The sequence below is a fragment of the Pseudomonas fluorescens group sp. PF-1 genome, assembly GCF_054481335.1.
The window spans coordinates 2,186,029-2,198,453 of the sequence record NZ_JBTMNG010000002.1; the positions used below are offsets into that span (position 1 = coordinate 2,186,029).

Genomic DNA, 12,425 nt, shown 5'->3' on the forward strand with positions numbered 1-12,425 from the left:
CCATCTGCTGAACCTGTGATCGGGCGCCTGGTGGTGGTCGGCCTGGGGTTGATCGGCGGTTCGTTTGCCAAGGGCTTGCGTGAAAGCGGCCTGTGCCGAGAAGTGGTCGGCGTCGATCTCGACCCGCAATCGCGCAAGCTGGCGGTTGAGTTGGGTGTGGTGGATCGTTGCGAAGATGACCTGGCACTGGCCTGCCAAGGCGCGGACGTTATTCAGTTGGCGGTGCCGATCCTCGCCATGGAAAAACTGCTCGCCCGACTGGCTGAGATGAGGCTGGGGTCGGCGATCCTGACCGACGTCGGCAGCGCTAAGGGCAATGTGGTGCGAGCTGCGACCGAAGCATTTGGCGGTATGCCGGCGCGTTTCGTTCCGGGGCATCCGATAGCCGGTTCCGAGCAGAGCGGGGTGGAAGCCTCCAATGCCGAGCTGTTTCGACGCCACAAGGTGATTCTGACGCCGCTGGATCAGACCGATCCGGCAGCGTTGGCGGTGGTCGACCGTTTGTGGCGGGAATTGGGTGCCGATGTCGAGCACATGCAGGTCGAGCGCCACGACGAAGTGTTGGCGGCGACCAGTCATCTGCCGCATTTGCTGGCATTCGGTTTGGTCGACTCGTTGGCCAAGCGCAATGAAAATCTTGAGATCTTCCGCTACGCTGCGGGCGGTTTCCGCGATTTCACAAGAATCGCCGGGAGCGACCCGGTCATGTGGCACGACATCTTCCTCGCCAACCGGGAAGCTGTCCTGCGCACACTCGATACATTTCGCAGCGACCTCGACGCCTTGCGCGACGCGGTCGATGCAGGGGATGGGCACCAATTGTTGGGCGTATTCACTCGCGCCCGGGTTGCCCGCGAGCATTTCAGTAAAATCCTGGCCCGTCGGGCCTATGTGGACGCTATGAATTCCAACGATCTGATTTTCCTGGCTCAACCTGGTGGCCGCCTGTCCGGTCGGATTCGCGTACCAGGTGACAAATCGATTTCCCACCGTTCGATCATGCTGGGCTCCCTGGCCGAAGGCGTGACCGAAGTGGAAGGTTTCCTCGAGGGCGAAGACGCCCTGGCGACCCTTCAGGCTTTCCGTGACATGGGTGTCGTGATCGAGGGGCCGCACCACGGCCGCGTGACCATTCACGGCGTCGGCCTGCATGGTCTGAAGCCGGCGCCTGGTCCGATCTATCTGGGTAACTCCGGTACTTCGATGCGCCTGCTGTCCGGCCTGCTGGCTGCGCAAGATTTCGACAGCACCCTGACCGGCGACGCCTCGCTGTCCAAGCGTCCGATGAATCGCGTGGCCAATCCGCTGCGTGAAATGGGCGCCGTGATCGAGACCGCCGCTGAAGGTCGCCCACCGATGATCATTCGTGGTGGTCACAAACTTAAAGGCCTGACTTACACCATGCCGATGGCCAGTGCTCAGGTGAAGTCCTGTCTGCTGCTGGCGGGTCTGTACGCAGAAGGCAAGACCACCGTTACCGAGCCTGCTCCGACCCGTGACCACACCGAGCGCATGCTGCGTGGTTTCGGCTATCCGGTGACCGTCAATGGCGCGACTGCTTCGGTTGAGTCGGGCAACAAGCTGACCGCCACCCACATCGAAGTACCCGGTGATATCTCGTCGTCGGCGTTTTTCCTGGTGGCGGCTTCGATCGCCGAAGGTTCCGAGCTGGTGCTCGAGCATGTCGGCATCAATCCGACCCGTACCGGCGTGATCGACATCCTGCGTTTGATGGGCGCCGACATCACCCTGGAAAACCAGCGTGAAGTGGGCGGCGAGCCAGTAGCTGACCTGCGCGTACGTGCAGCTAAACTCAAAGGTATCGAGATTCCGGAAGCGCTGGTTCCATTGGCGATCGACGAATTCCCGGTGTTGTTCGTGGCTGCTGCCTGTGCCGAAGGGCGCACTGTGCTGCGTGGCGCCGAAGAGTTGCGGGTGAAGGAGTCGGACCGCATTCAGGTCATGGCCGATGGCTTGCTGGCGCTGGGCGTCAAATGCGAACCGACCCCGGACGGCATCATCATCGATGGCGGCCAGATCGGCGGCGGCGAAGTGCACGGTCACGGCGATCACCGGATTGCCATGGCCTTCAGTGTTGCCTCGCTGCGTGCCAGTGCGCCCATCCGCATCCATGATTGCGCCAACGTCGCGACGTCGTTCCCCAACTTCCTCGCGCTGTGTGCACAGGTCGGCATCCGCGTTGCCCAAGAGGCCCAGTCGTGAACAGCATTGCACCGGTCATCACCATTGATGGGCCTAGCGGCTCCGGAAAAGGCACCGTCGCTGGGATACTGGCCAAACGCCTTGGCTGGAATCTGCTGGATTCCGGTGCGTTGTACCGTTTGCTGGCCTTCGCTGCGCATAACCACGGCGTCGACCTGACTAATGAAGAATTGCTGAAAAAACTCGCCGCTCATCTGGATGTGCAATTCATTGCGGCGACCGACGGTCAGTTGCAGCGCATCATTCTGGAAGGTGACGAAGTCAGCGATGTGATCCGTACGGAGAGCGTCGGTTCCGGTGCCTCCCAGGTGGCTGCATTGCCCGCGGTTCGCGAAGCATTGTTGCAGCGCCAGCGCGCATTCCTGGAAGCGCCGGGTCTGGTGGCCGACGGTCGAGACATGGGTACGGTGGTATTTCCGGATGCACCGCTGAAGATTTTCCTGACCGCCAGTGCCGAGGAGCGTGCGCGCCGTCGATACTTGCAGTTGAAGGGCAAAGTCGATGGTGTTAGTCTGTCGAGTCTGCTAGATGAGATACGTGCACGCGATGAGCGTGACACCCAGCGAGCGGTAGCCCCGCTCAAGCCGGCGGCTGACGCCATTCAGCTGGATTCCACGGAATTGTCCATCGATCAGGTGCTGGAACGCATCATGAGCGAAATCGCCATTCGCGATATCGCCGGGTGACCAAGAAGGCCGCGGGGGACCAGTCATAGTCCTGCGGCGCTTCTTTTAAATGAAACTAACCCACATCGTCTGGGGTGTGGAGATGGGCGTATTCTTCGCCCTCATCAACAGGAATTAAAATGAGCGAAAGCTTTGCGGAACTCTTTGAAGAAAGCCTAAAAACCCTGAACCTTCAGGCAGGCTCCATCATCACCGGTGTTATCGTTGATATCGATTACCAAGCTCGCTGGGTAACCGTTCACGCTGGCCTGAAGTCTGAAGCACTCATCCCGCTTGAGCAGTTCTACAACGACGCTGGCGAACTGAACATCAACGTCGGTGACGAAGTTCACGTTGCTCTGGACTCGGTTGAAGACGGCTTTGGTGAAACCAAGCTGTCCCGTGAAAAAGCCAAGCGCGCTGAATGCTGGATTGTTCTGGAAGCAGCCTTCGCAGCCGAAGAAGTGGTCAAGGGCGTTATCAACGGTAAGGTTAAAGGCGGCTTCACAGTCGACGTTAACGGCATCCGTGCGTTCCTGCCAGGTTCTCTGGTTGACGTCCGTCCAGTGCGCGACACCACGCACCTGGAAGGCAAAGAGCTGGAATTCAAGGTCATCAAGCTGGACCAGAAGCGCAACAACGTTGTCGTTTCCCGTCGCAGCGTCCTCGAAGCCGAGAACTCCGCCGAGCGTGAAGCTCTGCTGGAATCCCTGCAGGAAGGCCAGCAAGTCAAAGGTATCGTCAAGAACCTCACCGACTACGGCGCATTCGTCGATCTGGGTGGCGTCGATGGCCTGCTGCACATTACCGACATGGCTTGGAAACGTATCAAGCATCCTTCCGAAATCGTCAACGTTGGCGACGAGATTGATGTCAAGGTTCTGAAATACGATCGCGAGCGCAATCGTGTTTCCCTGGGCCTCAAGCAACTGGGCGAAGATCCATGGGTTGCTATCAAAGCCCGTTACCCAGAAAGCACTCGCGTCACCGCTCGTGTAACCAACCTGACCGACTACGGCTGCTTCGCTGAGCTGGAAGAGGGCGTTGAAGGTCTGGTACACGTTTCCGAAATGGACTGGACCAACAAGAACATCCACCCTTCGAAAGTCGTACAAGTCGGCGACGAAGTGGAAGTTATGGTTCTGGACATCGACGAAGAGCGTCGTCGTATCTCCCTGGGCATCAAGCAGTGCAAATCTAACCCATGGGAAGATTTCTCTGGCCAGTTCAACAAGGGCGATAAAATCTCCGGCACCATCAAGTCGATCACCGATTTCGGTATCTTCATTGGTCTGGACGGCGGCATCGACGGCCTGGTTCACCTGTCCGACATCTCCTGGAACGAAGTGGGCGAAGAAGCCGTACGCCGCTTCAAGAAAGGCGACGAGCTGGACACCGTTATCCTGTCGGTTGATCCAGAGCGCGAGCGCATCTCCCTGGGTATCAAGCAGCTGGAAAGCGATCCGTTCTCCGAGTACGTTCAAGAGAACGACAAAGGCGCAATCGTTAAGGGCATCGTGAAAGAAGTTGACGCCAAGGGCGCCATCATCACTCTGGCCGACGATATCGAAGCGACTCTGAAAGCCTCCGAAATCAGCCGTGACCGCGTTGAAGACGCGCGCAACGTTCTGAAAGAAGGCGAAGAAGTAGAAGCCAAGATCATCAGCGTTGATCGTAAGAGCCGCGTAATCCAGCTCTCGATCAAGTCGAAAGACGTTGAAGACGAGAAAGAAGCTATCCAGAGCCTGCGCGACAAGCCAGTAGCTACGGATGCTCCAGTAGCCACCACTCTGGGTGACCTGCTGCGTGCTGCACAAGCGGAAAAACAGAACTAAGTTCTGACTTTCTGTAAAAAAGGGCGACTTCGGTCGCCCTTTTTTGTGCCTGGAATTTACCAGGAGTGATGGCGGTGTGGGTCGGGGGGAAACCAATGTGGCCAACAGCTGTCTCTTTCTTTAATCGGATCAATCGTTTATTTGCAGCTAGTCTTTAGACTGAGTCGAACGACAGTCGGGCAGAGTGCCCGGCATAAGGAAGTGAATGAACAAGCTTATTGTCGCAATAGCAATTCTGACATTGGCGGGTTGTACGACTAACGCCAAGATTCACGCTGTGCGTGGGGTCAGTGGTATTGAGATTGATTGTTCGGGATTGGGCTCGGGGTGGGACAAGTGTCATAAGCGAGCGGCCAAGGAGTGCAAGGCAGCAGGCTATAAGGTTGTGGCCAGGTCCGATGATGTCAAGGAAGAAGATGAGTTTCCCTTTGGCTTCAATCCGGCGGGTTATCTGACTCGCACCATGCTGGTCATCTGCAGATGAGCGTGCGACGGCGTGTAAGTGTGGCAATGCCCTGAAATCGGGAATTTGTAGTGGGTGAGGGGATGTTAAAACTCGGACTGTTCAAAATCATCCGGGCGTGCTAAAACCTTTGAAGCGCTGATCTAGCTGCTTGAAAAAGAAGGGAAAAATATGACGAAGTCGGAGTTGATCGAACGAATTGTCACCCATCAAGGGCTGCTCTCATCAAAAGATGTGGAGCTGGCTATCAAGACCATGCTTGAGCAAATGTCCCAATGTCTGGCCACGGGGGATCGTATCGAGATCCGTGGTTTTGGCAGCTTCTCCCTGCACTACCGTGCGCCGCGTGTAGGTCGCAATCCAAAAACCGGTCAGTCCGTCAGCCTCGACGGCAAGTTCGTTCCGCATTTCAAGCCGGGAAAAGAATTGCGTGATCGTGTAAACGAGGATGAAGAGGAAGTCCTTTGACTGTCGTCGCTCCTCAAGGAGTCGCTCATGCGTAATTTAAAAAGAGTGCTTCTTGGTATCTTCATACTGTTGCTGGTGCTGGCGATCCTGGCCTTCGTACTCGAAAACCAGCAGTCGGTGTCACTGCTGTTTCTAGGCTGGGCCGGGCCGGAGTTGCCGGTCTCTCTGATGATGGTTCTCGCGCTATTGATCGGCATGGTAGTCGGCCCGCTGCTAAGCTGGTTCCTGGGGCGATCTTTCAGGGCTTCGCGCAAGCGGCTTGTCTGATTGCGACGAGCAGGAGATAACTGTCGAATTTGCGCCACTGCTTGTCTATATCCATTAGTAAAACGTTCATTAAGCTGTAAAATGCGGCCGTTATTCGATTCTGGCGAATTCCCATATCGAAATCGGACCGGGTCTGACAGATTTTTGCATTCATGGATTAGGCAGCGCTCGAATTCCAGCCCTGTCAGCAGCTCAAGGGTATGATATAGAGTGAAAATTCTAGTTACCGGTGGTGCAGGGTTTATTGGTTCGGCAGTCATACGTCATATCATCTCCCGCACAGCTGACTCTGTTGTTAATGTCGATAAGCTTACTTATGCCGGTAACCTTGAATCATTGGTCGAAGTTAGCCAAAATCCTCGCTATGTCTTCGAGCATGTCGATATATGCGACCGCAGCCATATCGACCGCATCTTAAATGAGCATAAGCCTGATGCCATCATGCACTTGGCAGCAGAGTCCCACGTAGATCGCTCGATCTCTGGCCCGTCTGAGTTCATCCAAACCAACATCGTCGGCACCTATACCTTGTTGGAGGCTGCACGTCACTACTGGGTGGCACTGGATGATGCGCGTAAGGCCAGATTCCGTTTTCACCATATTTCGACCGATGAGGTGTATGGCGATCTTGACGGTCCGGAAGATCTTTTTACCGAAACAACGTCTTATCAGCCGAGCTCCCCGTACTCGGCAAGCAAAGCCAGTTCCGATCATCTTGTTCGAGCATGGGCTCGTACTTACGGTCTGCCAACGCTGGTTACCAACTGCTCTAACAACTACGGCCCATGCCATTTCCCTGAGAAACTGATCCCGTTGATCATTCTCAATGCATTGGAAGGCAAGCCGTTGCCGGTCTATGGCAAAGGTAATCAGGTTCGCGATTGGCTCTATGTCGAAGATCACGCTCGTGCACTGTACAAAGTCGTAACCGAAGGCGTTGTTGGTGAGACATACAACATCGGCGGCCATAACGAAAAACAGAACATTGAGGTGGTGCAAACGCTGTGTGCGCTGCTTGATGAACTGCGTCCAGGCTCGGCTTATCGACCGCATGCCAGCCTGATTACCTATGTTCAGGATCGTCCAGGCCATGATCTTCGCTATGCGATCGATGCAAGCAAAATCCAGCGCGAACTGGGTTGGGCGCCGGAGGAGACCTTTGAATCCGGTATTCGCAAGACCGTCGAGTGGTACCTCGAAAATACCGAATGGGTGGCGCATGTGAAGAACGGTAGCTATCAGCAGTGGATAGACCAGAACTACGCAGACCGCTCGAACCAGGTATGAAAATCCTCCTGCTGGGAAAAAACGGCCAAGTGGGCTGGGAACTACAGCGCTCCCTTGCACCGCTTGGCGAATTGATCGCATTGGATCGCCAAACCGTCGATGGCTTGTGTGGCGACTTGTCAGATATCGATGCTCTGCGCTCAACGATCCGTAAGGTTAAACCTGATGTCATTGTCAATGCTGCAGCCTATACCGCTGTCGATAAGGCTGAGGCAGAGTTCGATCTGGCCGATCTTGTCAATGGTCAGGCAAGTCGGGTTATGGCGGAAGAGGCCGCATCCCTGGATGCTCGGCTGATTCACTACTCGACCGACTATGTCTTTAGTGGTCAGGGTGCTACGCCATGGCGGGAAGCAGATTTGGTCGCGCCGGTGAATCGCTATGGCGCCAGTAAGTTAGCCGGAGAGCAGGCGATTATTGCGTCGGGCTGTAAACATCTGATTTTCCGCACTAGCTGGGTTTATGCCACTCGTGGCAATAATTTCGCGAAAACTATGTTGAGACTGGCCAGGGAGCACGAAGCCCTGAACGTGATTGCGGATCAGATCGGTGCGCCCACCGGTGCCGAGCTTATCGCTGACGTCACCGCGCTGGCTCTTCAAAAAGTCAGGCTGAATTCCGAGTTGATGGGCATTTATCACTTGGCTGCGAGTGGCGAGGTTTCTTGGCATGGCTATGCTGACTACGTCATCAACTTTGCTCGAAGCCAAGGTGAGCTGCTGACGGTGAAGGTGGTTAATCCGATCGATACGACTGATTATCCGACACCTGCTCGCCGGCCTTTGAACTCGCGTTTGAACACACAGAAGCTCCGTGACAATTTCTCTCTATACTTGCCGGATTGGCAAAGTGGCATAACCCGAATGCTCAGGGAAGTACTGAATAAATGACCACGACAAATCGCAAAGGCATAATCCTGGCTGGCGGTTCCGGCACACGACTGCACCCTTTGACCCTTGGTGTGTCCAAACAGATGCTTCCCATCTACGACAAACCGATGATTTTTTATCCGTTGTCGGTACTCATGCTCGCGGGGATGCGTGAAATCCTGATCATCTCCACGCCCGAAGACCTGCCGAATTTTCGCAAGCTGCTCGGTGATGGAAGCTTGTATGGCATCAAGCTTACCTATGCCGAGCAACCTAGCCCGGATGGTTTGGCGCAAGCCTTCATCATTGGTGAAGAGTTCATCGGTAGTGATCCTTGCTGCCTGATCCTGGGCGACAACATTTTTTACGGACAAAGCTTTTCTGAAAATCTGCGCTCGGCTACCAGTAAAGAGCAGGGCGCGACAGTGTTCGGCTATCACGTATCCGACCCGGAGCGCTTCGGGGTGGTGGAGTTCGATGCCGCCGGAAGGGCGTTGAGCATTGAAGAAAAGCCGCAGAAACCAAAATCCAACTATGTGGTGACCGGCTTGTATTTTTACGACAATCAGGTTGTGGAGATCGCCAAAAGTATCAAACCGTCAGAGCGCGGGGAGTTGGAAATCACTGATGTCAATCGCGTTTATCTTGAACAAAATGCCTTGAATGTTGAAATTCTTGGGCGCGGCTTTGCCTGGCTGGACACCGGCACTCATGACTCGCTTCTTGAGGCCAGTCATTTCGTGCATACCATTGAGAAGCGCCAAGGTCTGAAGGTGGCTTGTCTCGAAGAGATTGCTTACAACAGTGGATGGATATCAGCAACGGAGTTGTCGGCTCAAGCCGCACGGCTTGGCAAGACAGGCTATGGCCAGTACCTGAAGAAGCTTCTGGACGTGTCTGGTCGCTGATATTTGATCGATATTATTGTTTGATGTTATTTTGATGGCCTCTGACTGAAACACTATTTTGGTTTCAATCGATTTTTTGTCTACGGTCTTCCGCATGAGTTATTAATTCCCGGCGCTAGCTGTAGAATGGCCGGCAGAATTTTCTGATTCAGCTCAGCATTGCATGCCCTGATCCTGTGATTTTCATTACCTTTTCTGGTAGGCCTCCGTATGTCGATATCACCTCCGAAAAATGGGGGGGACGCTGTAATATTCGAGTTGGTGGCAGATCAGTCACCGAGCTGTCTGGCCCGAAATTAATGGGGTTGGATCAAGGCCGAGCTTCGCTTGGGCTGTTGCGTGAGCAAAAAATTTGCATCGATGACGATGCATGAACAACCGGAAATATAACTGAGCCCACTTTCTGGAAGCATTTACCAGAAAGGGGATTAAGGATTTAGAGCATGGAACTGATTCCCGTAATTTTGTCTGGCGGAGTGGGTAGCCGGTTGTGGCCCGTTTCTCGAGAGGCCCATCCAAAGCCGTTCATGGAGCTGCCAGATGGGCAGAATCTGATCCAGAAAACCTTCCTGCGTGCTGCACGCCTGGAAGGCGTTGTGGAGATTCTTACGGTGACTAACCGTGAACTCCTGTTCAAGACTGAAGACGAGTACGGCGCAGTCAATACGGCGAAGCATGCTCAAGGTTTTATCCTCGAACCATTCGGTCGTAATACGGCTGCTGCGGTGGCTGCGGCTGCACTTCAGTTGGAGGCCACCCATGGCTCAGACGCCCAGATGCTGGTGTTGGCTGCAGACCATCTGATTCAAGACGAACAAGCATTTTCCACTGCCGTCGCCAAAGCCATGGCCCTTGCTGCCGAAGGCTGGTTGGTCACCTTCGGTATCCAGCCGACGTACCCTGAAACCGGATTTGGTTACATCGAAGCGCAAAAAGACGCTCCTTTGAAGGGGGGGTTGCAAGTCGCGCGCTTCGTCGAGAAGCCTAATCTTGAGACTGCTCAGGATTACGTCAGTGCAGGCAACTATTACTGGAACTCCGGTATGTTCTGCTTTCGGGTGGGTACGGTTCTCGAAGAGCTTCGTCAGCATGCGCCGGATGTTGTGGCAGCGGTCAGCAAGACGATTGAAACCTCCCGTCTTTCCACTTCCGCCAAGTATCGCTGCCTGGCGCTAGACCCTGATGCATTCGCCGAAGTCCCGGACATTTCTATCGATTATGCGTTGATGGAGCGTTCTTCCAAAGTCGCCACCGTTCCCTGTGATATCGGCTGGAGTGATATCGGTTCCTGGAATGCCGTCAGTGAGCTGACCGAGCCTGACGAGAACGGTAACCGCTTTGAAGGCGAGGTGCTGTCCCATGCCTCTCGCAACAACTACGTAAACAGCGAAGGTCGACTCACCGCTCTGGTAGGTGTTGAGGACTTGCTGGTGATCGACACCCCGGACGCGGTGATGATTGCCCACAAAGACCATGCCCAAGATGTAAAACATATCGTCAATCAGCTCAAGGCCAGCAGCCACACCGTTCATTTGCTCCATCGCACGGTACATCGCCCTTGGGGTACCTACACAACGCTGGAAAATGGTGAGCGCTTCAAGATCAAGCGCATCGTAGTGAAGCCAAAGGCATCTCTCTCGTTGCAGATGCATCACCATCGAAGCGAGCACTGGATCGTCGTTAGCGGTATGGCTGTGGTCGTCAACGATCAGCAAGAATTGATGTTGAATACCAACGAGTCCACCTTTATTCGCGCCGGCCATCAGCACCGTTTGATGAACCCGGGTGTTATCGACCTGGTGCTGATCGAAGTACAGAGCGGTGACTATCTGGGCGAAGACGACATCGTGCGTTTTGAAGACAATTACGGTCGCGTCGACAAGTAAGACAGTCAACCCAATGCGAGCCCCGCGTCTTGCGGTGGCAGCGCGCCAGTGGCATCAGGCTCTGGCGGTCCATTCTTACCGTTGCCGCCTAAGGGCGGCATTGGACATTTCAGCTAGTGAGTAGAATGTATCCTCCTATCGTGACGCAATGCTTCAAAGCATATGACATTCGTGGTCAGGTCCCCGCTCAACTCAATGAAGATATCGCCTACCGCATAGGTCGCTCGCTCGTGGTCGAATTGCAGGGAAATACCTTCGTAGTCGGCCAGGACATGAGGCTCGAAAGTCCGCCTCTAGCGGCAGCGCTGATACGTGGCATTACTGAGGCAGGAGCCGATGTCATCGATATCGGGCTGTGTGGCACCGAGGAAGTCTACTTCGCGACCAGTCACTACAAGGTCGATGGCGGTGTGATGATCACCGCCAGCCACAATCCCAAGGGTTACAACGGCATGAAACTCGTCAAGGCCGAGTCTCGCCCTATCAGTGGTGACACGGGTCTCGACGCCATCCGCCAGCGTGTCGATCATGGTGACCTAGGTACCGTCGCCGCAGAACAAGGAAGGGTTCGTCAAGCGTTCGACAAAACTCCCTACATCGACCATTTGCTCACATACGTCGACGTGAGCGCCTTGAAACCCCTCAAGATCCTCGCTGATCCGGGCAACGGCGCTGCCGGCCCCGTGCTTCAAGCACTGGCGGCGCGGCTGCCGCTGCAGTGGGTATTCATCAACGAAGAGCCCGATGGCCATTTTCCCAATGGCGTGCCCAATCCGCTGCTGCCCGAGAACCGCGAACTGACTCGTCAGGCGCTGCTGGCCAATCAGTGCGACATGGGCCTGGCCTGGGACGGTGACTTCGATCGATGCTTCTTCTTCGACGCCGATGGTCGGTTCATCGAAGGCTATTACCTCGTCGGTCTGTTGGCCGAGATGCTGCTGAAACAACACCCTGGCAGCAAGATCATCCACGACCCGCGCCTGACCTGGAACACGATCGAGCAGGTGGAGCAGGCGGGTGGTATCGCCGTTCAGAGCAAAACCGGACATGCGTTCATCAAGGAACGCATGCGCGAGGAAGATGCGGTGTATGGCGGGGAGATGAGCGCTCACCACTACTTCCGCGATTTTGCGTATTGCGATAGCGGGATGATTCCGTGGTTGTTGGTGGCTGCGTTGATGACAGCTTCCGGAAAGACGCTTGCAGAGTTGGTCGATGAGCGGATTAGTGCATTCCCGTGTAGTGGAGAAATAAATTACAAAGTGGATTGTGTCTTCCCAATTTTAGAGCGGATAGTTGATCATTATTCTCTTGAGAACGCATTAATCGATAGAACTGATGGCGTAAGTCTTGAGTTTGCTGATTGGCGTTTTAATCTAAGGTCTTCAAATACCGAGCCGTTACTACGCCTGAATGTGGAAAGCCGAGCAAGTGCTGAGTTGGTAGGGGAGCGAGTTGCAGAACTTGAGGTACTGATATTTTTGGGTGAATTATAAATTTTTACTGGTGCTGAGTCTCCAGTAAATCTGAGTTTTGCAGTGCTGCTTTACGGTG

Annotated in this window: 11 protein-coding genes; all 11 read left to right on the forward strand. The window is 54.8% G+C overall.

Annotation, left to right across the window (positions count from 1 at the left end; translation table 11 throughout):
- Positions 1-15: 15 nt before the first annotated feature.
- Positions 16-2,223, forward strand: coding sequence for a bifunctional prephenate dehydrogenase/3-phosphoshikimate 1-carboxyvinyltransferase (locus tag ACX3YD_RS24875; RefSeq protein ID WP_458962081.1), 2,208 nt, complete (start codon positions 16-18; stop codon positions 2,221-2,223).
- Entirely contained in the window at positions 2,220-2,909 is a 690-nt protein-coding gene (gene cmk, locus ACX3YD_RS24880; RefSeq protein ID WP_047527093.1) for a (d)CMP kinase, read from the forward strand. Before ACX3YD_RS24875 ends, cmk begins: the two co-directional genes overlap by 4 nt.
- A gap of 119 nt (positions 2,910-3,028) precedes the next feature.
- Positions 3,029-4,723, forward strand: coding sequence for a 30S ribosomal protein S1 (gene rpsA / locus ACX3YD_RS24885; RefSeq protein ID WP_047527094.1), 1,695 nt, complete (start codon positions 3,029-3,031; stop codon positions 4,721-4,723).
- 205 nt (positions 4,724-4,928) lie between these two features.
- The gene (locus ACX3YD_RS24890; protein ID WP_458961277.1) at positions 4,929-5,207 is read left to right on the forward strand and encodes a hypothetical protein; all 279 of its coding nucleotides are present in this window, start codon (positions 4,929-4,931) and stop codon (positions 5,205-5,207) included.
- Between the two features lie 150 nt (positions 5,208-5,357).
- Positions 5,358-5,654 (forward strand): integration host factor subunit beta, encoded by a 297-nt coding sequence (ihfB, locus tag ACX3YD_RS24895; protein ID WP_033055808.1) that lies wholly within the window; start codon positions 5,358-5,360, stop codon positions 5,652-5,654.
- Between the two features lie 27 nt (positions 5,655-5,681).
- Entirely contained in the window at positions 5,682-5,921 is a 240-nt protein-coding gene (locus ACX3YD_RS24900) for a LapA family protein (protein WP_047527096.1), read from the forward strand.
- 210 nt (positions 5,922-6,131) lie between these two features.
- Complete coding sequence (gene rfbB / locus ACX3YD_RS24905) at positions 6,132-7,208, forward strand: dTDP-glucose 4,6-dehydratase (protein WP_458961278.1); 1,077 nt, start codon at positions 6,132-6,134, stop codon at positions 7,206-7,208.
- Positions 7,205-8,098 (forward strand): dTDP-4-dehydrorhamnose reductase, encoded by an 894-nt coding sequence (gene rfbD, locus ACX3YD_RS24910; RefSeq protein WP_458961279.1) that lies wholly within the window; start codon positions 7,205-7,207, stop codon positions 8,096-8,098. Before rfbB ends, rfbD begins: the two co-directional genes overlap by 4 nt.
- Positions 8,095-8,985 carry a glucose-1-phosphate thymidylyltransferase RfbA gene (gene rfbA, locus ACX3YD_RS24915; protein WP_458961280.1) on the forward strand — a complete coding sequence of 297 codons (891 nt, stop codon included), beginning with the start codon at positions 8,095-8,097 and terminating at the stop codon, positions 8,983-8,985. The genes rfbD and rfbA overlap by 4 nt, the downstream gene beginning before the upstream one ends.
- 443 nt (positions 8,986-9,428) lie before the next feature.
- Positions 9,429-10,871: a mannose-1-phosphate guanylyltransferase/mannose-6-phosphate isomerase gene (locus ACX3YD_RS24920; RefSeq protein ID WP_458961281.1), complete on the forward strand. Its 1,443-nt coding sequence runs from the start codon at positions 9,429-9,431 to the stop codon at positions 10,869-10,871.
- A 125-nt stretch (positions 10,872-10,996) separates the two neighbouring features.
- On the forward strand, positions 10,997-12,367 hold the full coding sequence (locus ACX3YD_RS24925) for a phosphohexomutase domain-containing protein (RefSeq protein ID WP_458961282.1): 1,371 nt from the start codon (positions 10,997-10,999) through the stop codon (positions 12,365-12,367).
- Positions 12,368-12,425 lie beyond the last annotated feature (58 nt).

What these genes read in the sequence shown, in the direction of transcription:
- rpsA (WP_047527094.1), top strand. Translation starts at nt 3,029, where the DNA reads ATGAGCGAAAGCTTTGCGGAACTCTTTGAAGAAAGCCTAAAAACCCTG.
- ACX3YD_RS24890 (WP_458961277.1), top strand. Translation starts at nt 4,929, where the DNA reads ATGAACAAGCTTATTGTCGCAATAGCAATTCTGACATTGGCGGGTTGT.
- ihfB (WP_033055808.1), top strand. Translation starts at nt 5,358, where the DNA reads ATGACGAAGTCGGAGTTGATCGAACGAATTGTCACCCATCAAGGGCTG.
- ACX3YD_RS24900 (WP_047527096.1), top strand. Translation starts at nt 5,682, where the DNA reads ATGCGTAATTTAAAAAGAGTGCTTCTTGGTATCTTCATACTGTTGCTG.
- rfbD (WP_458961279.1), top strand. Translation starts at nt 7,205, where the DNA reads ATGAAAATCCTCCTGCTGGGAAAAAACGGCCAAGTGGGCTGGGAACTA.
- rfbA (WP_458961280.1), top strand. Translation starts at nt 8,095, where the DNA reads ATGACCACGACAAATCGCAAAGGCATAATCCTGGCTGGCGGTTCCGGC.
- ACX3YD_RS24920 (WP_458961281.1), top strand. Translation starts at nt 9,429, where the DNA reads ATGGAACTGATTCCCGTAATTTTGTCTGGCGGAGTGGGTAGCCGGTTG.
- ACX3YD_RS24925 (WP_458961282.1), top strand. Translation starts at nt 10,997, where the DNA reads ATGTATCCTCCTATCGTGACGCAATGCTTCAAAGCATATGACATTCGT.